A 25,220-nucleotide genomic window follows, 5' to 3' on the forward strand; every position below is an offset into this window, starting at 1 on the left:
AGATCCCCTCTCGATCGATCTGAGCCCGCGACGTTCGGCGGCTGTTTCCTCACTGTTGCCGGGGGAGACGGGAACCTCCCGCGACCGCTTCGGGTCGGCCCGAGGCGCCTCGGTGGAACCTCCGACGACGGGACCGGGTGAGTACGAGGCGCCTCCTCGGCGAGGTGATCACCGGCGCTACGCGAGTCCGCCACGGGTCTTCTCCGGAGGCCGGAAACGCCCGCTGTGCAGGACTTTCTGGACATAGGGGGCGGGTATCGGCGTTCGCCGGGTGTGTGTGCACCGGTTTCCCTAGTCTCGCTCGGAAAGATCCGAAGGAGACACAATGCCCGCCCCCCTGGAGCAACGCCTTCCGCCCAACCCCTACCGGAACCTGGTCCTGCTCGCCCTGACCACGCTCTCCGGGCACCGGGACTCCCCCGGCCTGTTGGAGGACGCCCACCGGCTCGTGACCGGTGCGCTCCCCCGTGGGCGCCGCCATCCGCGCCCGCACGAGTACGCGAGGACGCGGCGTCGGGTCCTGCGCAGAGCACTGCACCCCCGGAGCTGGCATCCGCGCGGCCAGGCCGGGCTGCGGGTCTCACCCGTGGACGGGATCGGCGGCGAGGCACGGGCCCTGGAGGCGCTCGACGGGCTGGACGCGCCCGCCCGCGCCGCGTACACGCTCATGCGGCTGGAGTCCCTGGACGCGCGGGCCACCGCCGCGCTCCTCGGCTCGGTCGGGGTCCGCGACGCCGCAGCGGTGGTGGAGCGCGCCCGGGAGGTTGCGACCGACCTGCCTCTGCCGGACCCCACGGTGGTCCGGGTGAGCGGCCGGGGGTCCTGGGTGCACCGGCGCGGACTGGTGGCGGCGACCGGCGCCCTGGTCCTCGTGGTGGCAGCCGTGGGGATGACCACCGCGGACACGGGCGGTGGGACGAGCACGGCGATGCTGGCCTCCTCGCCGCCGCGCCTGGCCGGGGCCACCGCCCCGGAGGCCTGGCGGGAGAGCTTCCGCCTGGACCTGACCGCCTGGCACCCCCGGGGCGACGCGGTGGACGACGACGCGCTCACCCGGCGTGCGCTGGCGGCCTGGTCCGAGCAGGAGGGCCAACCCCCGGGCGCGCCCCGAGTGCTGTTCGCAGGCACGGTGGCCGAGCGTGAGGTCGTCCTGCTGCACGACGGTCCGCGGGTCGCCCGCTACACCCGTGGGGACGACGGCACCGGGTCGGGAACGGAACTGGTGGAGGTCTTCGCCGAACCCGTCAACGGCGTGGCCAACTGGCCCGCCCTGCGCCTGACCGACACCGACGAGGGGACCCACTACCTGCTGCCGCCGTGGGTGACGGAGGCCGCCACCGCCCCGCTCGGGCAGCCTGACGCCGACTGGTCGGAGGTGGGCGTCCGGGACGGGGTGACCGAGCACCTGCCCACCGGTCGCCACTGCGACGTGGGCCCGGTGTTGCGCCTGCGCGCCCCCGAGGTGGCGCACGGGGAGCCGTACTCGGCCATCGACCTCGGCGGGCTGGACACCGCCCACCTGGGGTACATGCCGCCCCCGCCCTCGGAGATCAGGCGACTGGGCCCGCACGAGGTCCTGGACTCCGAGCGCGGATTCGACCTGTGGGGCGACCTGGCCTGCGCCGGAGACACCCCGGAGGAGCCGGTGCGTACCGTGACCGCGTGGGAGTTCGCGGTCCAGGAGCTGCCCGGCGGCGGCGAGGGTCGCTGGACCTGCGTGCGCTTCGGCGGGCACGACGGCGGAGGGCTGGCTCGCGCGGTGCTGGTCACGCGAACCGAGGCGGGGACCGGGACCGTGCTGGCCGGGGAACGTGAGGGCGGCTGGGACTGCAGCAACCTCAACCGTCAGGTGGCCGCGGGCACGTGGTGGCGCGACGACGACAGCCGGTGGCACTACCTCGCGGCCGCCTCCCGGGAGGTCACCTCCCTCACCGTGGCGGGTGGTGCCGAGGGTTCCGCCGAGGGCGGCGAGAGTGCGCTGGCGGTGACCGGACCGCGCTCGGAGATGCCTCCGGCGACGGAGGTCGACCTGACCGCCCTGGACGCGGAGGGGGAACCGATGACCGTCCTGTCGCCCTGAGGTCGAGCGCCGCCCCTACCCCGATTCGGCTCCGGCCAACGGGCCGAGAGTCCCGTGCCCTGCTCATGGCCGTTTCCGGCCATACTCACGTGCGCGTGCACGTGCAACTGCACCGCCGGTGATATCACTGGGAACTGACTCCCCCAATCCGGGCGGGGCAGCCGGGGCGCCGTGAACCGGGCGTTCCAGGTCGGGTTCGCTTTGCCGCGAACCTCCCGCGATGCCACGGCGCGGCCGCCCGGAACGCGGACCGGCTCCGCTTTCGGCCACGCGCTGTAGTTAGGGTGAACGTATGTCGATTTGGGCGCGGGGAGACCGTACGGGGCGGGTCGGAGAGGCCCTCCTGTTGTTGGAGGGTCAGGGGATCATCGACGGGTTGGACTTCCTGCCCGCCGAGGAGAAGCCCTACCGTGTGCGCATCCCCGCCGGGATCGTGCACATGGACGAGGACGAGGCGTCCATGTTCGCGTTCGGGGCGGTCGTCGGCTCCTTCGGCAAGCTGGCCCGGCAGCCGGCCTGACCCCCGGGCGCCGCAGGCGCGGGCCCGCCTCCTTACGGAGATGACCGTCCGTGGTGGCCCCCGGAAGGGGGCTAGCTGCGGCCCATCGTCCGCAGAACGGCGTCGAGCAGCAGGTCCCGGAGCATCTCACGATGCTCGGGGGTGTGCGCAACGGTGAGCTCGTTGTTGAAGGTGGACAGGCACATCCCCACCGTCATCTCGGCCAGCGGCAGCGCCGGACGCCCGTCCTGGGGCAGCTCCTCGACGAAGCGGGCGACCTCGATCGACTCGCGGACCGCCTCGATCCACGGTTCGGTCCGTTCGCGCCACCACCGGCGCTGCTCGCCCGGCTCCGCGCCGAGGCCGGAGGCGGCCGCGAGCAGCGCGCCCGACTCCAGCCACAGCGCCATCCAGGCGTTCACGAGGCGACCCATGTACCCGTCGATGGACTCCATCCGGCCGAAGGTGAGGTCCACCTGGGAGGCGAAGGCGGTCAGCCGCACGTCCACGGCGGCCTGGAGCACCTGGTTCTTGTGGTTGTAGTACCGGTAGACGGTGGAGCGGTCGATGTCGACGCCCTCGGTGATCTCCTTGTAGGTGATCTGGCTGAAGGGCTTGGTCCGCAGCAGCTCCACCAGGCTGTTCTGCAACTGGAGCATGCGCTGTGCGGCGCGGAGGCTTCCGCTGGTCCCCGAACTCGCATCCCGCGGCGCCGTCATACCCGATCCGTCCGTCATGAGCCCCCACGGCCCTCGTGTGCCTACACCCTCCAGCTTGCCCCAGATCGGAACGTATGCCAACACGCCGTTGGTCCGCCAGGGAAACCTGTGGGCAGGGGGTCCGTGTCCCCGCCGTCTCCTATCCCCGGCGGGCCCGGTGCTCGGCCAGATACTCCCGGTACCAGTGGTAGCTGTCCTTGGGGTGGCGCTCCAGGCTCTCGTAGTCCACGCGAACCAGTCCGAACCTGCGCTCGTACCCGAAGGCCCACTCGAAGTTGTCCAGCAGCGACCACACGAAGTAGCCCCGGACGTCCACTCCCGCCTCGATGGCCCGCCCCAGCGCGGCCAGGTGATCGCGCAGGTAGGTGACGCGGTCCGCGTCGTGGACCCGGCCGTCCTCGTCGGGCTCGTCCGGCTCGGCCGCCCCGTTCTCGGTGATGAGGATGGGTGGGAGACCCGGGTAGCGCCGGTCCAGGTCCACCAGCAGCTCCTCGAAGGTCTCCGGGACCACCGGCCATCCCATGGTGGTGTGCCGCCACGAACCGGTGAACTCCACCTGCTCGGCACGGACGTCAACGGCGGTGCGCAGGGCCGGGTCCGGTTCGGTGTGCGGGGCGTCGCGGAACATCAGGGGGCGGTAGAAGTTGACGCCGAGGAAGTCGAGGGGACGGCCGATGATCTCCAGGTCCCCCTGCCTGCGGTGGGGCGCGTCGGCCAGCGGCCCCCAGACCTCGTGCTCGTTGTCCGGGTAGGCGCCGGTGAAGAGCGGGTCGAACCAGGTCCGGTTGTGCAGGGTACGGACGCGTTCGACGGCGGCGCGGTCGGCCTCGGAGTCCGTCGCGGGTACCAGGTGGTCGGGGTTGAGCGTGATGCCGACCTCCCCGGCCCCGGCGGCGCGCAACTCCCCGACGGCCTGGCCGTGGGCGAGGAGCAGGTGGTGGGCGGCGGCGAGGGCGCCCGCGCCCTCCCGGGTTCCGGGGGCGTGGCGACCGACCGCGTGCCCGACGAAGGCGCTGCAGAAGGGCTCGTTGAGGGTGATCCAGCGGTCGACCCGGTCGCCGAGGTGGTCGGCGACGATCCTCGCGTACTCGGCGAAGCGGTGCGCGGTGTCGCGGACCCGCCATCCGCCCTCGTCCTCCAGGGCCTGGGGCAGGTCCCAGTGGTAGAGGGTGAGGGCGGGCTCGACCCCGGCGTCGAGGAGGGTGTCGACGAGCCGGTCGTAGAAGGCCAGACCCTCGGGGTTGGGGGCTCCGCGGCCGTCGGGCTGGACACGGGGCCAGGAGACCGAGAACCGGTACAGGTCCACGCCGAGCCCGGCGATCAGGGCGACGTCCTCGGCGTAGCGGTGGTAGTGGTCGCAGGCGACGTCGCCGGACTCCCCCCGGGCCACTCTCCCGGGGGTGCGGCAGTAGGTGTCCCAGATGGACGGCCCGCGGCCGCCCTCCGTGGCGGCGCCCTCGACCTGGTAGGCGGCGGTGGCAGTACCGAACAGCAGGTTCGGGGGGAGTTGCGGTGCGCTCATGGGGGCCTTTCTCTTGGGAGCGCTCCCAAGCCTGCCCGGTGAACCGGTTCCGGGCAACCCCCGAACCAGAGGCGATCCGGATCCGTCACAGTCGTGAGCGCGCCCCGCGATCGCCGGGCACACAGGGAAAGGGAACCGGATTGAGCCACACCGACTACTCACAGGTCTTCCTCTCCAGGGACGGGTCCCAGGACCGGAGGATCCGCGAACTCCAGGAGAACCTGGACGTCGCGTACTCGCAGATGGCCCGCGACCGCAGCCGTGTGCGGTCCGAGCTGAGCCGGCTCAGGGGCACGCTGGAGCAGCGGCTGGACCGGGTGTCCACGACCCTGGACGCCTTCATCGAGCTCAGTGACGTGCGCGCCACGCTGGCGATGTTCGACCACGCCGCCATCGCCCGCCACCGCACGCTCCAGATGCTGAACGGAACCGCGCTCCCCAGCTTGGAACTCCAAGACGTCCCCGGATACTGGCTGGTCCCTGCCGCCCGGGGCCTGCACTCCCTGTTGGGCGACGACCTCCCCCGCGCCCGCCTGCACTTCGACGAGGCCGCCCGCGTCGACCCGCTGCGCGCTCGCGGGTTCGCGGCGCTGACAAGTGCGCTCACCGGCGCCGAGCACGCCCGTACTCTGGGCGAGGGCGTGTCCGCGGAACTGCTGCCCCGGCTCCCCGAGCCCGACTCCGAGGTGACCCGGTGCGAGCGCGCGCTGTGGATCCTCACCGCCGACGGCTCCTTCGGGGACGACGCCCGGGAGCACCTGCTGCTGTCCACCCTGCGCGGCTGGTCCGAGGACGGGGTCCGCGGTCCGCTGGTGGACGGATGGTTCGGTTCCGGCGCTCCCGTCAACGGCCGGGGCTCCCGGCCCCGCGGACTGCGCGACTCGGGTGCCTTCCAAGTCTCCGCCATGGCCGATCCGTGGCGCCAGGCCGTCTCCGACCTCGCCCAGCTGCGCGAACGCGTCACCGAGATCACCGACGTGGGCGGGGAGGACACCCCCGCCGAGGTGCTCGGCCCGGACCGCGCCAGCTCCGACTTCCTCCAGGACTCCCTGCGTCTGCTCGTGGAGGAGGGCAGCCCGGAGGAGGCTCCCCTGTTGGCCGACGCCAACCGGCTGCGCGCGGTGATCGAGAACAGCGGCCAGGACGGTGCCCCTCCGGCGTGGAGCGAGGACGTGGGAACGGTGGGCTCACTCCTCCAACAGGATCTGACCCGTGAGGACGCGCCCCCTCACCGCCGCACGTTCTCGCTGGTCCTCGTTCGCTCCGCTGTCCTGGACGCCGCCGAGGCCCTGGCGGGCCGGGCCGCCGAACCGTTCCCCGAGACGGCGAGCCTGAGAGTGCACGGGGTGGCGATCCGGCTGACGCCCTCCGGAGCGGACCGCCAGCAGGTCGAGGGCGCACGCGAGCGGCTGCGTCGGCGGGCCGTCCCCGAGAGCGGCCCCCGCCGGTACTTCTGGGGCGCCTCCGCCGTCACCGGAGTCCTGCTGTTGCTCTCGGTGCTCACCGCCAACGGCCTTCTGTGGGTCCTGACCCTGGCAGGGGCGGCCTCCGCCGGATACGCCTTCTTCCTGGCCGAACGGGAGAAGGCGGACGCCGAGGGCATGGTCCGGCACCAGAGCCGCCAGCTTGACCAGCAGGTGGACACGGCGGTCAGGGAGTGGCGCCGGACGCGGACGGAGACCGAGGAGCACGCGGTCGCGGCCCGGCACGACCTGGAGGCGATCCGTTCCCTGCTCGCCTCCTGAGCCCGCACGCCCCGGTCAGAGCCAGTCGTTGCGGCGGAAGAGCAGGTAGAGCAGCAGCGACGAGAGGAACATGAAGACCAGGACGAGCGGCCAGTTGAACACCCAGTGGAAGCCGGGCTGGGGGGCGATGTTCATGCCGAAGATCGACGCGATCAGCGTGGGGACGACCAGGATTCCGCCCCAGGACGAGACCTTCTTCATCGCCTCGTTCTGGGCCTGGTCGACCAGGTTGCTCTCCACGGTCATGATGTTGCTCAACAACTGGCGGAACCCCTCGACGTGATCCCTGGCGGCCGCCACGTGATCGGCCACGTCGCGCAGGTGCTCCCTCAGTTCGCCCCTGTGGTGTTCGCCCGGCCGGGGCATGTTGGGACCGAACCGCTCCGGGCTGTCCAGGGGTTCCATGATCTCCTCCAGGACGCGGCCGAGCGGGTCGACCGCCCGTTGCAGAAGGATGATCTGCCGGGCCAGCCGGTAGGTCCGCTGGGAGGCGTCCCGAGCCCCCGCGAAGACGGCGCTCTCCACCTCGTCGATGTCCTCCTGGAGGGCCGCGACGACCGGCGCGTAGTCGTCCACGACCCGATCCAGGACCGCGTAGATCACTCCGAGGGCGCCGTGGCCCATCATGTGGGGTTTGGCCTCCAGGCGCGCGCGGATCCGCTCGAAGTCCACCGAGGAGTCGTGGCGGACGGTGATGACGACGTCCCGGGTGCCGAAGACGTGCACCTCACCCACACGGATCGTCTCCTTGTCCTCGTCGTAGGTGGCCGGGCGCAGCACCAGGAAGAAGACGTCACCATAGGTCTCGGCCTTGGGCCGCTGGTGGGCGACGATCGCGTCCTCCACCGCCAGGCGGGGCAGGTGGAACTCGTGGGCGGCCTCCAGGAGCTGGCCCCGGTTGGGCTCGGTGAGGCTCACCCAGGCCCCGAGGGAGGGGTCGGCGCGCACCGCCGCGTGCGCCTCGGCGAGGGTGGCCGCCTCGCGCTGTCGCTCACCGGAGCAGTACAGGACGATCCGGCACTCCCCCGGGGGCGCGTCGGCGGGGAGCGCGGCCTCCGCCCGGCCCAGCGCCATGGTGCGTTCGGGCGCGGATTCGGTCATGGTGTGCCCTTCCCTGCCTGGCCTGACCTGCCCGATCCTGACGCGGTGGTCGGCGTGGGCGCGCCCCGACACGCCGGGGCGGCCGGGGTGGAGGCCGGGAACCCGGTGGTGAGCCGGGGTCAGTCGGGCAGGCCGGAGGCCCGGATGGTGATGTTGAGCCTGCCGTTCAGTCCGAGGGCGGGGTCTGCGGTACCCGGTCGGGTGCGGGGGACCCCGTGGTAGGCCATGCGGGAGGGTCCGCCGAAGACGAACAGGTCCCCGCTGCGGAGTTCGACGTCGGTGTAGGGGCGGGTGCGGGTCTCGGTGTTGCCGAACCGGAAGACGCAGGTGTCACCGAGGCTGAGGGAGACCACCGGAGCCGGGGAGCGTTCGTCGCGGTCCTGGTGCATGCCCATGCGGGCGTCGGCGTCGTAGAAGTTGACCAGGGCCACGTCGTAGGGGTCACCCTCGTAGGGGGCCTCGTAGGCGGCCTCGACGGCGCGGGCAGCCAGTTCGCCGAGGAGGTCGGGGAAGGGCTGGACGGGGGTGCCGTCGGGCAGGGTCCGTGAATAGGAGTAGGGGACCCATTGCCAGCCGAGTGAGGTCATGGAGACGCTCATGACGCCACCACGCGGCATGGGGTGGTGGCGTGTTCCGGCCGGACCCCGGGCCCATTCGCGGCACCTGCGGACCAGGGCGGCCTGGGTTTGCGGGGTGAGCCAACCGGGCAGGTGAACCGCCCCCGGGGCGACGTGAACGAGTGGTCGTCCGAACAGCGCTTCGTCCATGGGTCCATCATGCACGGCCCTCGCGGTGTCCGCCCGGGAAGGCGCTCCGGGCGGACACCGCGCCGCCCGGTGCCCGGTCGGGCAGGGTCAGCGGCGCATGAGGTCGCGGATGTTGACCACCAGCAGCACGACCACGATCAGCACGATCGGGACGGTGATGGCGATGCGCCAGTCCGCGATGAAGGCGGCGACCACACCCACGATCAACCCGATGACGACCGCGGCGATCGCGATCCCGGTCAGGTACTGGACGAACTTGCGGCGAGCGACGGAGTCGATCGCGGCGAAGGCCAGGACCACTCCGAGCATGGCCCAGAGGGTCATCTGTCCGTGGAGCATGAACAGCGTCAGCGCCAGCGAGATGAGCAGCAGCGGTGTGCTCAGGGCGACCCACAGGTGCAGGAAGCGGTTGGCGCGCTGCTCGCCGGAGGCGTAGGGCATGTGGGGCGCCTTGAGGTGCCCGGTCGGGGACGGGACCAGCGGGGTCTCACTGTCCAGGGAACGCAGGAGGGTGTCGCGCTCGTCGGCGAGCAGGGCCCGCTTCTCGTAGATCTCCGCCAGCTCCTTCTCCAGTCCCTCGATCCGCTGGCCGTACTCACGGGCGCGCGGCCGGGAGGCGGCCTCCCGGTCCAGGGCCATACGCGCCGAGTCGAGCTGGCGGAGGCTGTCGCGGCGGCTGACGACGTCGCCGTCCAGGCGGCGCAGGCGCGACTCCAGGCCGCGCACGTGGGCGCGCAGTTCGGCGCGCGCGGCGCTCTCGGTGGGCGCGACCTTCTGGAGTCCGACCCATGCCAGCGGATCGGCCCAGGACCGGCGGATGGTGCCGTCCCGCTCGTACCGCGGGCCGCTGGGGGCGCGCTCGCCCTCGAAGAAGTCCCGGGTGTCACGTCCCCACAGGCCACGGAAGCCGTCCACCCAGGGGGTGTCCTCGTCGATCAGGACGGCGTTCCACTCGCGGTCGCCGCCGGGGCCGAGCCGTTCGCCGTCGCCGCGCGCGTAGTCGACGAAGGGCACCCCGATGCCGTGCCGGTTGATGGCGGCGTCGGCGCGGAACAGCCGCTGCGTGAACCGGCGCCAGCCGCGCACGAGGCCGCGCAGGAAGGCGGGATCCACCTGGATGAGGTAGTCGCCGGGGAGCATCTGGTGCGAGTGCGAGCCCGCTCCGACGTATATGACGGGGTGGACGCCGTCGCGGTGCAGGTCGGGGTCGGCCCAGGAACGGCGCAGGTCGTCGCCGTGGTACTCGTGCGAGGAGGCGCCGACCCAGGCCGGCCGGGTGGTGCCGTCGGGGTTCTCCACCACGTAGACGGTGACGCGCTCCCAGTCGGCCTCGTGGTCGTTGACCCCGCCGTAGATGGTGCGCCAGTCGTTCATGGCGTAGAAGAACCAGTACTGGAGGACGATGTAGCCGCCCTCGCGCGTGACGCGCCCGTAGTAGGTGGCGCCGCCGTTGTCCACGCGCTCGCGGTAGCGGGTGACCGCGGCGAAGGTGACGCCGCCGGGGACGGCGCCCCGGATGAGCAGGGAGATCTTCATCAGGATGTCGAGGACGCGGCCGAGCACGCCCACGGCGGCCAGGCGGCCGCTCTTGGGGATCACTGAGCGGGCGATGCCCTTGAAGCGCCGGGCCTCCTCGCGCAGCGACTCCTCCTGGACGAAGCGGAGGTGCTTGTGGCGGCCCGGCCACTCCTCCTCGGCCTGGGAGAGGCGGTCGAGGGTGAGCTCACCGGCGGGGACGAGGACGCTTTCGCGTCCGCCGGGTTCCTCGATCCAGAGGCTGCAGCTGCGTACGTAGGCGTCCACTTCGGTGGGGAAGAACAACTCCCCCTTGGTGCACATGAGCACCGGTTCGTGGGCGCGCAGGAGTTCGAGGTCAGATTTGGCCGCCATGATTCGGACCAAGTTAGTGCATGGAAAGGAGCGTGCGCGCCCCGGGACGCGGTGCGGCGGAGTGGGACGTGTCATGCCGCCGATCGGTCCAGGCCCGCCCGATCACGGCCCCGGCACCGAGGCCGGGGCGTGGCCGATCCGGCCTTCTTGCTGGTCGTGCCCGCGGCGCTGGTCGTGGGTGAACTGCGGCGGCGTCGCGCCCGCGGACCCCGTCACCCCGCGCCCGGACCGGCGACCGTCACCGTATGCCGGGCGCCCCACGCCCGGTGGCCGGGCGTGGCCACCGTCGTTCCCGTTCCACGGCGACCGCCTTTCGTTCCGGTGGTCTCACCACGGGAAGAGGGACGGACACTGACCCGCCCTCCCTTGGGTGACGGGTCGGCACGGTGACGGTCCCCCGCCGCGCCGCGTCCACCCTCACGGGGGCACGCGGCGAGGGACCGGGTTCAGGCGGCCCGCTCGGGCTGGCGCTCGGGCGGGTTCTCCTCGATGGGCGCCGAGGAGAACCGTACTTCGTCCACGATCTCCGGGAGGGACGGTCCGGTTGGCACGCCGCTCGGGAGGGCCGCCGGACCGGTGCCGTCGCGACGCGTCCGCACGGTCTCTCTCCGGGGCACGGCGGGCCTGGGACTGCGGTCCCCCCGGGCGGCGCCGATACCCGCGACCACCACCAGCGCCATGCCCACCAGTTGCACGGTGACGGGTGCCTGGCCGATGACGATCATGCCCATCACCAGGGCCACGGCGGGTTCGAGGCTGGAGAAGGTGCTGTACCCGGTCCGGCTCATCCTCTGGAGGGCGATCATCTCCAGCAGGAACGGCACCATCGGGAAGAGCAGCGCGATCAGGAGTGTGAACACGACGAGTTCGAGGTTGGGCTCGGCGATGGCGGCCGGAGCCCCCAGGGGCGCGGTGACCAGCGCGCCCACGGTCATCGCCAGGGCGAGGCCGTGCACGGCGCCGAACCCGGCACCGACCCGCTGGGTGAGCACGATGTAGCCGACCACGCAGACCGCACCGGCCAGCGCGAAGCCGATACCCGCGAGGTCGAGTTCGCTCTGCCATGGGCGCGTCAGGCACACCACGCCGGCCACGGCCGCGACGATCCACACGAGCTCGCGGCGGCGGCGCATGGCCGCGACGGCGACCACGAGGGTGCCGAGGAACTCGATGGAGGTGGCGGTGCCGAGCTCGATCCGCGCCGTCGCCTCGGAGTAGAACAGCATCATCCCCGCGCTCGCTGTGCCCAGGATCACCACGGCACCCAGCTCGCGCGGTGTCGCCGCGCGCACGGCCCGCCACAGGGAGGGGCCGCCGAGCGCCAGGAGAAGGAGCGCGGCCCACGTCAGCCGGAGCCAGGTGACCGTCGCCGGACTCGCGTGGGCGAAGGCGGTCACGGCCAGGGCGCTGCCCGTGTGCAACGTGAACATGGCGACGAGCAGCATCAACGGCGCCGGGACCTGGATCCGGGCACGGCGGGGCGAGGAGAGGAAGGAGGGGATCACCCGACCATTGGACTCATTTCATTCGTTTCTGTCCACGGACTGATGGTTGACGAACCATGTAGTTTCGGTTGATGGATTTCACGCGACTCCGCCTGCTCGTCGAACTGGAACGACTCGGGACGATGGCCGCCGTGTCCGAGGTCACAGGCATGAGCACGTCGGCCGTCTCGAAGCACTTCGCCGTCCTGGAGAAGGAGGCCGGGGTTCCCCTCCTCGTGCCGGACGGGCGGCGGGTGCGGCTCACCCCCGCCGGGCGCCGACTCGCGGAGCACGCCGTGGACATCCTCGCCCGGGTGGAGGCGGCCCAGGCCGAGTTCGACGGCGACACCGACCCCGTCGGTCGCGTCGACCTGGTGATGTACACGTCGGCTGCGCCGATCGTGCTCCCCGCCGTGCGCCGTCTGCGGCGCGACCACCCCGGGATCGACATCCGCCTGACCGAGTACGAGTCCGACCAGGCGCTGGATCTGCTCCAGGACGGAGGGGCGGACCTGGGGGTCGTGTACCAGTACAGTCTTCTCCCCCGAGAATTCCCGGGCACGCTCACGGTGTATCCGGTGGGGACGGAGGCGCTCCTGCTCTCCCAACCCTCCGAGGGGGCGGACAGCCGGACACTGACCCGGCGCCGCCTGCGCGAACTCGCCGACGCCTCCTGGATCGCCAGCCCCTTCCGGGGGGACGAGGAGGCGCTCCTGCAACGGATGTGCGCCGAGGCCGGGTTCACCCCGCGGATCCGGCACCGCGTGGACACCCTGGAGCTGTTCGAGGAACTAGTGGCGACCGGCGCGGGCGTGGGCGTGGTGCCCCGGCTGTCGACCTCGACCCGGCGCGGGGTCGCGCACGCTCCCCTGGGAGAGCTGGGCGGTTTCCGCCAGGTGTACCTCGCCGGGCGCACCGGCGGTTGGGCCTGGCGGCCGATCCGCGTGGTGGCCTCCTACCTGCACCAGGCCGCCGAGGACGTGCTGGAGGATGTCGCGCCGCTCACCTTCTGACCGCGGCCGTCAGGAAGGGGGCACCCGGGAGCCTCCGGATCAGCCCGCGATGGCGAAGGGACCCACCGAGGGGACCGGGACCTTGCTGGCGGCCTCGCGGATCGCGGTGAGCAGCGGCTCGGGGGTGGACCCGGCCCGGGACAGGACGACGATGTGGCGGCGCGCGGTCTCGCGCACCCCGCGTACGACGATCTGGGGGTGGTTGAGCCCGGTCCAGGCCAGCCTCGGCATGAGGGCGACCCCCAGACCCGCCTGGACCATGGAGAAGACGGCACTGAAGTCGTCGACCGTGTGCACGACCCGGGGCTGGAACCCGGCCTGGTTGGCGGCGGCCGTCACGCAGGAGTTCCACGCCGTGCCCGGACCGGACATGATCCAGTCCTGGTCGGCCAGGTCCTCGGCCAGGTGCAGGCTGGTCCGTGTGGCCAGGGGGTGCTGGTAGGGCAGGATCGCGTCGAAGAGCTCGACCATGACCGGGTCGCTGCGAAAGTCCGGGTCGCCCGCCGCGGGCAGGTGACTGGTGGACATGGTGACGGCCACGTCCAGGTGGCCGGAGCGCACCATCTCGGCGCTCTCCTCGGGTTCGGCCTGCACGACCTCGAAGCTCCAGCCGGGGTGGCTGGTGCGCAGGCGGGCCAGAGCCGGGGCGACGAGGTCGCTGATGCCGGTGGAGAAGGAGCCCACCCTCACGACCCCGCGGTCGCCGTCGGAGTACTCGGCCAGGTCCGCGGCGGCGCGCTCCATCTCCGCGAAGATGACGTGCGCGCGCTTGAGCAGGACCCGGGCGGCACCGGTGAGCAGGAAGCGACGGCCCTGGCGTTCGACGAGGGGGACCCCGGCCTCCTTGGCCAGGGCGGCGAGCTGTTGGGAGACCGCCGACGGGGTGACGTTGAGCGCCTCCGCGGTGGCTGCCACCGTGCGGTGGTGGTCAAGGGCCTGAAGGAGCTGCAACCGCCGAACGTCGATCATGCTGCCTAATTTAGGACAGAACGAACAGGTTTCGATGATGTTCCGGTCTGATTACCCACTCTTTGAGGGTGATTCCTTACACATCGTCCACCAGTGTCCGCTTCCATCCGCTTCCCGCCCTGCCTGAACATCCTGAAGAAAGATTTCACTTTTTTCTCTGTCAGGGATGTCGTGCACGCTTTTCCCTCGTGTCGGCCCTGTTCCGGTTGATACCGGCACGTACAGTCAGACCCACAGCTCAACCAAGGAGGTGCGGAGCGCACCTTCCCAGGAACAGCACCCCAAGCTGGTGGAACGGGTGAGAAGAAAATGCAAACTTCGCTGATGACCAAACCTCGTTCAAGGAACGTCGACGTTCTCGGCTTCCGCTACCTCGGCGCCCACGAGGTGGAGGAGCTCGCCGACCTGTGGGGCGCCCTGCACCAGCAGCACACGGTGACGGCCCCGCACCTGGAGGGCATCATCAGCGCGGTGAGCCTGGACGAGTCCTGGCGGCGCCGCCGCGCCCAGTACCTGGCCTGGCTGCGCGACCCCGACACCATGGCGATCCTCGCCGAGCACGACGGAGACCTGGCCGGGTACGCGATGGTCACCGTCCGCGAGAACGCGCAGGGCAGTTGGGACCGGGGTGAGCGGGTCGCCGTCGTGCAGACCTTCGCCATCGACCCCGACTACACCGGGACCGGGGTGGGTTCCAAGCTCCTGGAGGAGGTCCGCCGCCAGCTCGCCGCCTCGGGCATCCGTGACGTCGAGTTCTCCGCTCTGGCCACCGCGTCCGAGGACATCAGCTTCCTGGAGCAGGAGGGGTTCCGCCCCTTCGTCACCACGATGGTCTGCCGCGTGGACGGCTTCGGCGCCCACGACTGACGCCCACCCGTCCCCCTCACCGTCGGTCGGTGCAGCGGTGACGGCTCCACGAACGAGCCCCCGCGCGGTCATACCCACGTCCCGCGCGGGGGCTTCTCCCTGCCCGGGACGGGCCCGCCCCCGTGGCTCCCGTCCCCCACCGCGCCCACGAGCGGTACGGCTCCCGCCCCGTCCCGCGACACCCCGCGACACACCCCGGCGTGGGGGGACCGCGAAGCGCTACGCTCGGGCCCGTGGCCTCCTCCGACTCCAGCACCTGCATCTTCCCCGGCTGTACCCGCCCGGTTCCCCGGGGCTCCTCCCCCGGTCGCCCTCCGCAGTACTGCGACCTGCCCGAACACACCCGCTGGCGGGCGTGGAAGGAACGGCAGCGACTGGCCCAGGAGGCCGAGAACGCCGAGGAGGCGGCCCGCGCCGAGACGGACGAGAAGACGGCGGCCACGGCGCCCGCGCAGGGCGGGGAGCCCGTGACCGCCGCGCGACTGCGCGCGGACGACCTCCTCACCAGGTTCGCCGTCCAGGCCGAACAGCTCAGTGCCACCCTCGACTCCGCGACCGAGGCCTTCTCGACGATGTCCGACCCGGCCGCCGCCGAGGCCCAGGTGGAGGCGGCCCGGCTCGCCGCCGCCCGCCAGGTGTCGGAGGCCGACTCCGCCCGGTTGGAGGCGGAGAACCGGCGCCGTGAGGCCGAGGCGGCCCGCCGCTCGGCGGAGGAGACCACCGCCGCCGCCGTGTCCGCCACCCAGGAGGCCGAACGCATGGCCGAGGAGGCCCTGCTCCGCAGGGACACCGCCGAGGGCGAACGCGAACACCAGGCCGAACTGGCCCGCACCGCCGTGGCCGAGCGCGACGCGGCCGTGGCCGAGGCCAACGCCGGGCTGGCCGCCGCCGAGCACCGGATCACCGAGACCGCTGAACGGGCCCGCACCGAACTCCTGCGGGAGAGGGCCGAATCCGCCGAACGCCTGGAACGGGTGCAGGTGGAGGCCGAGCGCCTGCGCACCGACCTGGCCGAGCAGTCCCGTCGTCGGGACGAGGCGGAGCTGGCCGAGCGCGGCGCACTGGCGCGGGCCGAGCACGCTGAGGAGCAGGCCGCCCGCAACGCCGCGGCCCTGGAGACCGAGCGCGCCCGGTTCGGCACCGAGCTGGAGCGCGCCCACCAGAGGCTGGAGTCCGACCGGGTCGCCGCGGAGGCCGAGCGCGCCCGCCTCACCGCCGAGCTGGAGCGCCTGACCACCGAGCTGGACGCCCAGCGACGCAACTCCGAGCTCACCCTCACCGAGGCGCGGGAGGCGGCGGCGGCTCGCCTGTCCGTGGCGGAGGAGGCGCGGGACCGCGCGCTGGAGCGGGCCGAGAGGGCGGAGACCGACCTCAGAGGGGCCAGGGAGGCCGCCGCCCAGAGTGCCTGATCGAGCACATCTGCGACCTACGTGCCCTTTCGTCACGGTATTTCGGCTTAGGATGGCCACGTGCGAGATCTGGGAACCACTGGCGAGACCGGCCCGATGAACCTGGGCGGGGAGGAGTCCGCCAAGACCCCGGAGCGCGTCACGGTGGGTGAGCGTCCGCGACCGCGCGTCGACATCAAGGCGATCTTCGGCCTGGAGGCGGGCCCCTGGGCCTGGACCACCGCACTCCAGGCGGCCATCGCGATGACCGTCTCCTTCGCCCTGGCCTCGGTCATCTTCGGACCCCAGATCGGCACCCTCGCCGCCCTGGGCTCCATGACCGTCCTGTACGAGAAGAAGACCCCCTACGCCTACCGCGCCGCGGCCCTGGCCCTGGTCGGGCTGGGGTTCGTCGCGGCCGTGACCGTCAACTCGTTGGCCGCCTCGCTCTCCCCATGGGCGGCGGTGGCCTCCATCGGGCTGACGGCCGGGGTCGCCACCTGGGTGTGTGCCGCCTGGCGGGTGGACAAGCCCGGAACGATGTTCTTCGTGCTGGTCGCCACCATCTCCACCATCGCTCCCGGCGGCCTGGCCGAGGTGCCCCTGCACGCGCTGGTCGCCGCCCTCGGTGCCGCCGTGGGGTGGACGGTCTCGATGTCCGGCGCCCCGCTGCGTGCCCGCCACCCCGAATACAGGGCGGTGGCAGCGGCCTACCGGGGGCTGGCCACCCTGCTGCGGGCGGTGGGCACGGCCGAGCTCGACCACGCGCAGCACGCGGCGTCGGTGGCGCTCGCCGAGGCGTGGCGGATCGTGCTGCTCGGCCAGACACGCGGCTACCGCACCACGACCGAGGCCGCGCGCCTGCGGGCTCTGCTGCGGTGGGTCTCCGACATCCACCTGGCCGCGACCCAGGTGTGCATGGCCCGGCCCACCGCGCTGCCCGAGCAGGCGGCGGACTTCGCCGACCAGATGGCCCTGGCCGTCGCCGACCCGACCAGCGCCCCCGATCCGGACTCCCTGGACGACCTGCGCCGCGGCATGCGCCCCCGCTCCCTCGAGGCGCGCCTGTACAACCTCCTGTCGCGGGCGGCCCAGTCCGCGCGGCGCGGTTCCGATGAGGAGGAGAACGACGACGACCGGCGCACCGCCGACCTCCACGACGACCGCTACCCAGCGCTGTGGAGCTCGCTGCGCTCCAGCCTGAGCGGCGACTCCCTGATCCGACCGACCGCGCTGCGCATGTGGCTGACGGTGACGCTCGCGGGCGCGTTCGGCCTCTCGATGGGTCTGGACCACTACTACTGGGTCGCTCTGACCACCACGGCGGTCCTCCAGGGCGGCAACGTGGTGCTGACCCTGAACCGCTCGGTGCAGCGTTCGCTGGGCACCCTGCTGGGCGTGCTGGGCGGCGTCGCACTGCTCACGTTGGACCTGCCCCTGGTCGCGGTCATCCTCGCGGCCGGTCTGCTCCAGGGCGCCACCCAGCTCGTGGTGGGGCGCAACTTCTTCTACGGCTCGGTGCTGCTGACCCCGATGGCGCTGTTGCTGTCGTACACCGCCAACCCGTACCCCGTCACCGAACTCGCGGGCTCCAGGATCATCGACACCCTGGTGGGTTCGGCCTTCGGCCTGGTGGGTGCGCTGGTGCTGTGGCGGCGGGCCTCGGCCACCCGGTTGCCGCAGGCCATCGCGAACGTCCTGGCGAGCACCCGCCAGTGCATGATGGCGGTGCTGGACCAGGACGTGGAGATCACCGAGGAGCGCCGCTACCGCCTGCGCCGCGACATGAGGGCCGCCCTCGTCAGCCTGCGCGGGGTGTACGACAGCGCGATCGGCGACGTCCCCCGGGCCGCCTCCACGCGCCCGCTGTGGCCCGTGGTGGTGGCCACCCAGAGGATCGGCTACCTGGCCCTGGCCGCGCTGTCGCAGGACCGCAGCCCGAACCCCGCGGGCACCATCACCCTCCAACGGGTGGACCTGGCCTTCCACGAACTCATCTCCGCGATGGAGGAACGCCGCACCCCGAGGCTGGGCGCGCTGCCGCGCCTGCCCGCCTATCCGAGGATCAACATGGAGCTGCGGGCGCTGGCCAACTCGATGACCAGCGCCGTCGCCCAGGACGAGCGTTCCGCTCAGCAGGAGGCCGAGCGCCGGGCCCAGCGCGAGCGGCGCCGCGCCCAGAAGGACGTCGACGCCGACCTGTAGTCACGGGAGGGTCGGGGCACCCTCCCGTCCGGTGCGGGCCCCGAACCTAGGCGACCACCGCGAAGGCCCGGACCGGGAACGCGGCCATCCCCCTCACCTTGGCGGGGACCGCGTGGAACCGGAACCCCTCCTGCGGCAGCCCGTCGAGGAGGCACAGGTGGGTGACGATGGGGACGCCCGCGGCCAGGAGGGTGGCCTGGGCGGGGCGGGCCCCCTCGGTGTGGGGAGCGGTGTCGTCGACGCTGACCGAGTCGATGCCGACCAGGGTCGCGCCGGACTCCACCAGGGCCTTGGCCGCGGTCTCGGTCAGGTGCGGGTGATCGAACGAGCCGTAGGCCTCGGTGCGCCAGTGCCGGTCCCAGCCGGTGCGGACCAGGACGGCCCGGCCCCGCAGGTCGAGTCCGGCGAAGGCCTCGGGTCCGATCTGGTGGCCCTCCGTGGCGGTGACCACCACTCCGGGGAGGTCGGCGACGCGCTCCAGGTCGAGGTCAGCGGGGTCGGCCCCGTCCCGGTAGCGGTGGGCGGGGATCTCGAGGTGGGTCCCGGTCGCTCCCACCATGTTGACGCGGCCGCTGCTGTCACCGTGTCCGGGGACGGCCCCCGCGACGGTGGTGCTCTCCTCGATCGCCGGTCGCGGCAGGCCGGGACAGGTGTTCATCCCGTCGGTGATCTGGTGGCTGACATCGACCAGTTTCGCCATGGCTGTCTTCCTCGTTCGCGTCCGGAGGGGACCTCCGACCTGGATCAGAGGTCTAGACCATCAGCCTAGCGCGCGTGTCCCAGGTCACGGCAGTGTTCCACGGCACCGACTTCGGCGGACCTGGCCCCGGCGGCCCGTCCCGAACCCGGATAAGCTCTGGTGGCGCGGTCGTGGGCGGCCGACTCCCCTCGAGCCCGCACACCCGCGTTTCCCGCGCGTACTCCGCGACCCACCGAGAAGGGGCTACCTGTGTCACCGTACGGAGCGGCCAAGGCCGTCGTCGCACCCGTCACCCGTGTGGTGTGGCCCCAGAAGGTGGAGGGCGCGCACCTGGTGCCGGAGAGCGGCCCGGTGATCCTGGCCGCCAACCACCTGTCGAACATCGACCCCCTCTTCCTCGGACTGGCCTGTCCACGGCAGGTGCGCTTCATCGCGAAGAAGGAACTCTTCAACGAGAGCACGTTCTTCCGGAGACTGCTCTCCCGCGCCCTGAAGATGCTGGGGCCGGTCTCGGTGGACCGCCGCCCGGGGCAGAGCTCCCAGGAGGCGATGAACAACAGCGTGGAGGTCATCAAGGGCGGCGAGGTGTTCGGCATCTTCCCCGAGGGCTCGCGCTCCCCCGACGGTCGCCTGTACAAGGGGCAGACCGGCCTGGCGTGGCTGGCCCTGAGCACGGGGGCACCCGTGGTCCCGGTCGCGCTCACGGGAACCCAGCGCATCCTTCCTCCCGGCAGCAGGCTCCCGTCGTTCAACCGCGTGGGAGTGCGTTTCGGGGAGCCCGTCGACCTGTCACCCTGGGAGGGCGCGGCGGACAGGGCCAGGTCGCGCAGGGAGGCGACGGACGCGATCATGGGCGCGATCGCCAAGCTGTCCGGCCAGGAGCAGATCTCCCGATACGCTGCCTCCGTCAAGGCGGAGCTGGAACAGTGACCTTCCCCACAGTCCTGACGGGGCTGAATCCTCCTTGACGAGGCGTTGACCCCAGACTGAAGGCCCTTTCGGCGAGGCCGGACCCGGCCTCCCGCCTGGATCGCGGCCACGGGGCGGCGGTCCGGAGCCTTCCCCCCTCCCTGGCGGGGTGAGAAGAATTCCCTACCCTTATAGTAGGTTTTTCCGGTGGCGACATCGGATAGATTAGGCAAGCCTTACCTATGGCGTCCGACCCTGGCGCGAAGACTTGGAGCTGTGCGATGACGCGACCACTGCGAGTGGGAATCGTTGGTGCGGGCCCCGCGGGAATCTACGCCGCGGACCTGCTCACCAAGGACGAGACCCTGTCCTCGTGCGGCACGTCCGTCAGCATCGACATCCTCGACAAGCTGCCGTCCCCCTACGGCCTGGTCCGCTACGGCGTGGCCCCGGACCACCCCCGGATCAAGCAGATCCAGGGTGCCCTCCACAAGATCCTCGACAAGCCGGAGATCACCTTCTACGGCAACGTCGAGTACGGCGTGGACCTCAAGCTGGAGGACCTGCGCCACCACTACGACGCGGTCATCTTCGCCACCGGCAGCGACCGCGACCGCCCCCTGGACATCCCCGGCGTGGACCTGCCCGGGAGCCACGGCGCCGCCGACTTCGTCTTCTGGTACGACTCCCACCCGGACGTCGCCCCGTCCTGGCACGTCGACGGCACCAGCGTCGCCGTGATCGGCGCGGGCAACGTGGCCGTGGACGTCGCGCGCATCCTGGCCAAGGACGCCGACGACCTGCTCTCCACCGACATCACCGACAACGTCTACGAGGGTCTGCGCGCCAAGCAGATCACCGACGTGCACGTGTTCGCCCGCCGGGGCATCGCCCAGTGCAAGGCCACCCCGATGGAACTGCGCGAGCTGGACAAGCAGCCCGGCGTCGAGGTCCTGGTGTACGCCGAGGACTTCGAGATGGACGAGGGCAGCCTCCGGGCCTGCGACGAGTCCAACCAGGTCAAGACCAACGTCAAGGTCCTCCAGAACTGGGCGATCCGCGACGAGCGCGGTGCCGAGCGCCGCCTGCACCTGCACTTCCTGCACTCCCCCGTGGAGATCCTCGGCGAGGACCGGGTGTCCGGCATCCGCACCGAGCGCATGGAGCTGACCGGCGACGGCAACGTCAAGGGCACCGGCGAGTACGTGGACACCGAGGTCCAGGCCGTCTACCGGGCCATCGGCTACCTGGGCTCGCCCCTGACCGACCTGCCCTTCGACGAGGAGCGGGGCGTCGTCCCCAACTCCGAGGGCCGCGTCCTGGACCTGGACGACAGGCACGTGGACGGCGTCTACGCCACCGGCTGGATCAAGCGCGGCCCGGTCGGCCTGATCGGCCACACCAAGGGCGACGCCCTGGAGACCGTCACCAACCTCGTCGCCGACCGTGAGGCCTTCACCCCCGCCGCCGAGCCGGACCCGGTGGCCTTCCAGTCGCTGCTTGCCGAGCGCGGTGTCGAGTTCACCACCTGGGAGGGCTGGAAGCGCATCGAGGCCCGCGAGGAGGAGCTGGGCGCCGAGCGCGGCCGCAAGCGCCTCAAGCTGCTCACTCGCCAGGAACAGACCAGCGTCGCACGCCAGGCGTAGCCGCGTGTGAGCTTCCCGGCCGGTCCCGTACCCCTTTGCGGGACCGGCCCTTCGTCTTTCCCCGATCCGGCCCGTGTGTCACCGTGAGATTGCGCATGGAGCTCTCCCCGGGTTCGTGGAACAACTCCTCGGACGTATGGGTTAGAGTCACTGTTGGTCGGTGTGGTAGCAAGTGTCCCCCGGGCCTCAACTATTGCCTTCGCGGAATACCGTGTCCGGCACCCGCCCCCTCGCGGGTGGGCTGATCGGACGGTCAGGAGCCCCGTTGTGCCCCGCGCCGAGAGGCGACCGCCATGCCGACCTCATCCTCGTGCCCCGCTCCCACCGAGGTGGGAGCGGGGCATCGTGGTATCTCCAGGAAAACGCAACGAAGGACGGTCAGGCGTGGACGAACGGTCCCCCCGGCAGCCGGATTCCTCCGGGCCGCCCGAGGATTCGGACGGTACAGAGGCGCGTCGACCGCGCCCGGAGAACCCCTACCGCATTCCGGAACGACCCTCAGGTGCCCGCCCCTCGGACACCGGGAACTTCGGGTTCGAGCACCCTCGCCCGGCTGACCCGCCGGTGTCGGAGCCGGAGTCGTGGGGCACCGGCAACGGCCAGTACGGCGGCGAGTCCGCTCCGACCTCCGGTGGTCTCGACGGAACGGACGAATCCTGGGGCTCCCCGTACAGGGGTTCGCGGCAGGAGTCCGAGCCGGAGTCGGCGCCCGCCGCCCCGGAACCCTTCGAGCCGTGGGGCTCCCCCGGCGCGCCCAAGTCCTCGACGGAGAGCTGGGACGCACCGTCCGAGTCGCGGACCCCCTCCGAGGACTGGGGCACCCCCGCCGCCCCCGAGCCCCCGTCCGACGGTTGGGACTCCCCCGTCGCGTCCCCGGCATCCAAGGACGAGTGGGACGCTCCCTCGGAGCCCCGGTCCTCCTCGGAGAGCTGGACCGGCTCGGCCGAGCCGCAGGAGCCGTGGGGCACCCCCGTCGCCCCGCGGGCCTCTGAGGGCTGGGGTTCGACCCCGGAGCCGCAGGGCACACGCGAGGAGTGGAACACCCCCTCGGGACCGCAGGCACCAGCCGACAGCTGGGGTTCCCCTTCGCAGGCCTCCACCGAGGGCTGGGGTTCCGCCTCGGAGCCGCAGTCCACACAGCACGGCTGGAACGACCCCTCCGGCCCGCAGGCACCGGCCGACAGCTGGGGTACTCCGGTCACGCCGCGGGCCCCTGAGGGCTGGGGTTCGACCCCGGAGCCGCAGGCCACACGCGAGGAGTGGAACGACCCCTCGGGACCGCAGGCCCCAGCCGACAGCTGGGGTTCCCCTTCGCAGACCTCCACCGAGGGCTGGGGTTCCACCTCGGAGCCGCACTCCCCGCAGTACGGCTGGAACGACCCCTCGGGCGCGCAGACCTCCTCGGAGAGCTGGGGCACGCCCGGCCCGCCTCCGGGTTCGCAGGCAGGCCCGCCCGCCCACGGAGAGGAGCCCTACGAACCGTGGGGCACCCCGGTGGCGCCCAGTCCGCAGGACACCCCCGGGCACGCACCCGAGAAGAACGGGTGGGCCCAGACGGCCCAGGGGCACGAGAGTGTCGGGGCCGCCCACGAGGCCTGGGAGACCCCGTACGCGGGTCAGCCCGCCTACCAGGGCGACACCCCCTATCCGGGTTCCGGCCCGGAGCAGCCCGCCGGGCGCGAGGGCCAGGAGCGGGACGGCCGGGCAGAGAGCTACGAGTACCTCTACGGCGGAGCCGGGGGACCGGACGGTTCCGGTGGCCCCGAGGGGCCGAGGGGTCCCGGTGGTCCGGACGACTACGACGGTTACGACGACTACGACCCGGGTCCACCGCCCCGGAAGTCCCGGCGCGGGCTCGTCATCGGTGTGGTGGCGACCGTGGTCGTCCTGGCCCTGGTCGGCGCGGGCGCCGGTTGGTACGTGTACACGCTCCCCCAGCCCGAGGAGGCCACGACCGAGTTCGAGGCCGCTTGGGAGGAGCAGGACTTCACCCGTCTGGCAGCCGTCACCACCGGCGACGACGCCGAGGCGATCCTCGGCGGGATCGACTCCGGTCTGGGGGTGGACGGTGTCGACGTCGAGGTCGGCTCCCCCACCACGGACGGCGGCACCGGCAGCGCCCCCTACGAGGTGACGCTCTCGCTGACCAACGCCAGTGACTTCGGTTGGGAGGGCGAGCTCCCGCTGTTGCGCGAGGACGGCGAGTGGCTGGTCGAGTTCTCCCCCGAGGTCGCCTACCCCGGGCTGGGTGAGGGCCAGACCCTGACCCGCACGGCGGTGTGGGGCGAGCGCGGCCAGGTCCTGGCCGCCGACGGCACCCGTCTGGACGCCCCGGACGTCTCCGGTTCGATCCAGATGATCGTGGGCGAACTGGGCGAGGCCGACGAGGAGGACGTCGAGCGGCTGGGTCCGGCCTACAAGGTCGGCGACACCGTCGGTAAGACCGGCCTCCAGCGCACCTACGAGGAGCGGCTGGCCGGTGAGGCCGCCGCGACCATCGTGATGGTGGACGCCGCCGAGATCGAGGACGGCCAGGCTCCGGAGGTCACCGAGGAGAACACCGTCGCGTCCCTGGACGGCTCCGACGGCGAGTCCGTCACCACCAGTTTCGACATGGGCATCCAGAGCGCGGCCGCCAACGCGATCATCGACGCGGACGACCCCGCCGGTCTGGTGGCGGTCCGTCCCTCCAGCGGTGAGATCCTGGCGGCGGTGAACGTGCCCGGCGGCTTCAACCGGGCCTTCGAGGGGCAGTACCCGCCGGGTTCGTCCTTCAAGATCGTCACCTACAGCGCGCTCCTGGACAACGGTCTGTCGGTGGACGCCTCCATGGACTGCCCGGAGGAGTACGAGCTGGGCGGGTGGCCCTTCCGCAACGCGGGCGGCGCCGAGTACGGGCAGCAGTCGGTGACGGAGGCCTTCGCGACCTCCTGCAACACCGCTCTGGTGCACGAGATCGGCCAGATCCTGAACCCGGAGACCCTCCAGGCCAGTGCCGAGCAGTTCGGGATGAACGCGCCGCTGGACATCGGTGTGAGCACCCAGGAGCCGAGCTTCCCGGCCGTGGACAGCACCACCATGATGGGCGCCCAGGGCATCGGCCAGGGTCAGATCCTCACCTCGCCGCTGCACATGGCCACGGTGCCCGCCGCCGTCGCGGACGGTGCGTGGCGGCAGCCGGTGCTGGTCACCGAGCCCGCCCGGGACGACCTGCGCGATCCGCAGACCATCGGCAACGCCGAGGCCCTGCGCCCGATGATGCGCGAGGTGATCACGGACGGCACGGCCAAGGACGCCGGCTTCCAGGGTGAGGTGTTCGGCAAGACCGGCTCCGCCGAGTTCGGGACCGCTGAGGAAGCCGACGAGGACGACGAACTGCCCACCCACGCGTGGATGGTCGGTTACAAGGGTGACGTGGCCTTCGCCCTCGTGGTGGACGGCGGAGGCGGCGGTGGGTCGGTCGCCGGTCCGCTGGCCGCCAAGTTCACCAACGCCCTCTAGGCGTAAGCAGGAAGAGAGGCCCCGCCCGGTTCGCTCCGGGCGGGGCCTCTCGCATGGACGTAGTGCGACAAGCCATCCGAGGCCACGTTCATACGCCTATGACCGACACTCGCGATAAAAGACGCCCATATTTCGATCAACACCGGAATCCAACCTATTCAAGGAATTGCACGAACTCTCCCGGAAGAAATTTCGGTAAGGATATTTACTCGAGC

General features: G+C 71.8%; 18 protein-coding genes. 10 read left to right on the forward strand and 8 right to left on the reverse strand.

Annotation, left to right across the window (positions count from 1 at the left end; translation table 11 throughout):
- The first annotated feature begins 325 nt into the window (after positions 1-325).
- Positions 326-2,080, forward strand: coding sequence for a hypothetical protein (locus tag KBX21_RS06145; protein WP_210841292.1), 1,755 nt, complete (start codon positions 326-328; stop codon positions 2,078-2,080).
- Between the two features lie 292 nt (positions 2,081-2,372).
- Positions 2,373-2,600 (forward strand): hypothetical protein, encoded by a 228-nt coding sequence (locus tag KBX21_RS06150; RefSeq protein WP_049573893.1) that lies wholly within the window; start codon positions 2,373-2,375, stop codon positions 2,598-2,600.
- Between the two features lie 71 nt (positions 2,601-2,671).
- On the opposite strand, the gene KBX21_RS06155 is transcribed toward KBX21_RS06150, so the two are convergent.
- Complete coding sequence (locus KBX21_RS06155; RefSeq protein ID WP_049573897.1) at positions 2,672-3,238, reverse strand: TetR/AcrR family transcriptional regulator; 567 nt, start codon at positions 3,236-3,238, stop codon at positions 2,672-2,674.
- Between the two features lie 199 nt (positions 3,239-3,437).
- The gene (locus KBX21_RS06160; protein WP_210841293.1) at positions 3,438-4,820 is read right to left on the reverse strand and encodes a GH1 family beta-glucosidase; all 1,383 of its coding nucleotides are present in this window, start codon (positions 4,818-4,820) and stop codon (positions 3,438-3,440) included.
- A gap of 140 nt (positions 4,821-4,960) precedes the next feature.
- Here KBX21_RS06160 and KBX21_RS06165 point away from each other — a divergent pair, with 140 nt between their 5' ends.
- The gene (locus KBX21_RS06165) at positions 4,961-6,565 is read left to right on the forward strand and encodes a hypothetical protein (RefSeq protein WP_210841294.1); all 1,605 of its coding nucleotides are present in this window, start codon (positions 4,961-4,963) and stop codon (positions 6,563-6,565) included.
- Between the two features lie 15 nt (positions 6,566-6,580).
- Here KBX21_RS06165 and KBX21_RS06170 read toward each other — a convergent pair whose 3' ends face one another.
- From KBX21_RS06170 to KBX21_RS06185, 4 genes are all read right to left on the reverse strand, one after another.
- Entirely contained in the window at positions 6,581-7,666 is a 1,086-nt protein-coding gene (locus tag KBX21_RS06170; protein ID WP_210841295.1) for a magnesium and cobalt transport protein CorA, read from the reverse strand.
- 119 nt (positions 7,667-7,785) lie between these two features.
- Positions 7,786-8,433 (reverse strand): alpha-ketoglutarate-dependent dioxygenase AlkB, encoded by a 648-nt coding sequence (locus KBX21_RS06175; protein WP_210841296.1) that lies wholly within the window; start codon positions 8,431-8,433, stop codon positions 7,786-7,788.
- Positions 8,434-8,520: 87 nt separating this feature from the next.
- Positions 8,521-10,323 carry a hypothetical protein gene (locus KBX21_RS06180; protein WP_049573914.1) on the reverse strand — a complete coding sequence of 601 codons (1,803 nt, stop codon included), beginning with the start codon at positions 10,321-10,323 and terminating at the stop codon, positions 8,521-8,523.
- A 446-nt stretch (positions 10,324-10,769) separates the two neighbouring features.
- Positions 10,770-11,828: a DMT family transporter gene (locus tag KBX21_RS06185; protein ID WP_049573918.1), complete on the reverse strand. Its 1,059-nt coding sequence runs from the start codon at positions 11,826-11,828 to the stop codon at positions 10,770-10,772.
- A gap of 71 nt (positions 11,829-11,899) precedes the next feature.
- Between KBX21_RS06185 and KBX21_RS06190 the strand changes: the two genes are divergently transcribed.
- On the forward strand, positions 11,900-12,820 hold the full coding sequence (locus KBX21_RS06190) for a LysR family transcriptional regulator (RefSeq protein ID WP_049573921.1): 921 nt from the start codon (positions 11,900-11,902) through the stop codon (positions 12,818-12,820).
- Between the two features lie 39 nt (positions 12,821-12,859).
- Here KBX21_RS06190 and KBX21_RS06195 read toward each other — a convergent pair whose 3' ends face one another.
- On the reverse strand, positions 12,860-13,789 hold the full coding sequence (locus tag KBX21_RS06195; RefSeq protein ID WP_210841297.1) for a LysR family transcriptional regulator: 930 nt from the start codon (positions 13,787-13,789) through the stop codon (positions 12,860-12,862).
- 324 nt (positions 13,790-14,113) lie between these two features.
- Here KBX21_RS06195 and KBX21_RS06200 point away from each other — a divergent pair, with 324 nt between their 5' ends.
- From KBX21_RS06200 to KBX21_RS06210, 3 genes are all read left to right on the forward strand, one after another.
- The gene (locus KBX21_RS06200; protein WP_049573929.1) at positions 14,114-14,656 is read left to right on the forward strand and encodes a GNAT family N-acetyltransferase; all 543 of its coding nucleotides are present in this window, start codon (positions 14,114-14,116) and stop codon (positions 14,654-14,656) included.
- A 233-nt stretch (positions 14,657-14,889) separates the two neighbouring features.
- On the forward strand, positions 14,890-16,065 hold the full coding sequence (locus KBX21_RS06205) for a hypothetical protein (RefSeq protein WP_049579733.1): 1,176 nt from the start codon (positions 14,890-14,892) through the stop codon (positions 16,063-16,065).
- Positions 16,066-16,161: 96 nt separating this feature from the next.
- The gene (locus KBX21_RS06210) at positions 16,162-18,249 is read left to right on the forward strand and encodes an FUSC family protein (protein WP_210841425.1); all 2,088 of its coding nucleotides are present in this window, start codon (positions 16,162-16,164) and stop codon (positions 18,247-18,249) included.
- Positions 18,250-18,295: 46 nt separating this feature from the next.
- On the opposite strand, the gene KBX21_RS06215 is transcribed toward KBX21_RS06210, so the two are convergent.
- Positions 18,296-18,949 (reverse strand): cyclase family protein, encoded by a 654-nt coding sequence (locus KBX21_RS06215; protein WP_049579738.1) that lies wholly within the window; start codon positions 18,947-18,949, stop codon positions 18,296-18,298.
- Positions 18,950-19,198: 249 nt separating this feature from the next.
- Here KBX21_RS06215 and KBX21_RS06220 point away from each other — a divergent pair, with 249 nt between their 5' ends.
- From KBX21_RS06220 to KBX21_RS26515, 3 genes are all read left to right on the forward strand, one after another.
- Positions 19,199-19,879, forward strand: coding sequence for a 1-acyl-sn-glycerol-3-phosphate acyltransferase (locus tag KBX21_RS06220; protein WP_049579740.1), 681 nt, complete (start codon positions 19,199-19,201; stop codon positions 19,877-19,879).
- A gap of 278 nt (positions 19,880-20,157) precedes the next feature.
- The gene (locus tag KBX21_RS06225; RefSeq protein ID WP_210841426.1) at positions 20,158-21,504 is read left to right on the forward strand and encodes an FAD-dependent oxidoreductase; all 1,347 of its coding nucleotides are present in this window, start codon (positions 20,158-20,160) and stop codon (positions 21,502-21,504) included.
- A gap of 564 nt (positions 21,505-22,068) precedes the next feature.
- Positions 22,069-25,005 carry a penicillin-binding transpeptidase domain-containing protein gene (locus KBX21_RS26515; protein WP_307869165.1) on the forward strand — a complete coding sequence of 979 codons (2,937 nt, stop codon included), beginning with the start codon at positions 22,069-22,071 and terminating at the stop codon, positions 25,003-25,005.
- The last annotated feature ends 215 nt before the right edge of the window (positions 25,006-25,220 follow it).

Source organism: Nocardiopsis sp. B62 (assembly GCF_018070675.1).
Classification (GTDB): Bacteria; Actinomycetota; Actinomycetes; order Streptosporangiales; family Streptosporangiaceae; genus Nocardiopsis; species Nocardiopsis prasina.

What these genes read in the sequence shown, in the direction of transcription:
- KBX21_RS06180 (WP_049573914.1), bottom strand. Translation starts at nt 10,323, where the DNA reads ATGGCGGCCAAATCTGACCTCGAACTCCTGCGCGCCCACGAACCGGTG.
- KBX21_RS06145 (WP_210841292.1), top strand. Translation starts at nt 326, where the DNA reads ATGCCCGCCCCCCTGGAGCAACGCCTTCCGCCCAACCCCTACCGGAAC.
- KBX21_RS06190 (WP_049573921.1), top strand. Translation starts at nt 11,900, where the DNA reads ATGGATTTCACGCGACTCCGCCTGCTCGTCGAACTGGAACGACTCGGG.
- KBX21_RS06150 (WP_049573893.1), top strand. Translation starts at nt 2,373, where the DNA reads ATGTCGATTTGGGCGCGGGGAGACCGTACGGGGCGGGTCGGAGAGGCC.
- KBX21_RS06170 (WP_210841295.1), bottom strand. Translation starts at nt 7,666, where the DNA reads ATGACCGAATCCGCGCCCGAACGCACCATGGCGCTGGGCCGGGCGGAG.
- KBX21_RS06175 (WP_210841296.1), bottom strand. Translation starts at nt 8,433, where the DNA reads ATGGACGAAGCGCTGTTCGGACGACCACTCGTTCACGTCGCCCCGGGG.
- KBX21_RS06160 (WP_210841293.1), bottom strand. Translation starts at nt 4,820, where the DNA reads ATGAGCGCACCGCAACTCCCCCCGAACCTGCTGTTCGGTACTGCCACC.
- KBX21_RS06195 (WP_210841297.1), bottom strand. Translation starts at nt 13,789, where the DNA reads ATGATCGACGTTCGGCGGTTGCAGCTCCTTCAGGCCCTTGACCACCAC.
- KBX21_RS06155 (WP_049573897.1), bottom strand. Translation starts at nt 3,238, where the DNA reads ATGCTCCAGTTGCAGAACAGCCTGGTGGAGCTGCTGCGGACCAAGCCC.
- KBX21_RS06215 (WP_049579738.1), bottom strand. Translation starts at nt 18,949, where the DNA reads ATGGCGAAACTGGTCGATGTCAGCCACCAGATCACCGACGGGATGAAC.
- KBX21_RS06210 (WP_210841425.1), top strand. Translation starts at nt 16,162, where the DNA reads ATGAACCTGGGCGGGGAGGAGTCCGCCAAGACCCCGGAGCGCGTCACG.
- KBX21_RS06200 (WP_049573929.1), top strand. Translation starts at nt 14,114, where the DNA reads ATGACCAAACCTCGTTCAAGGAACGTCGACGTTCTCGGCTTCCGCTAC.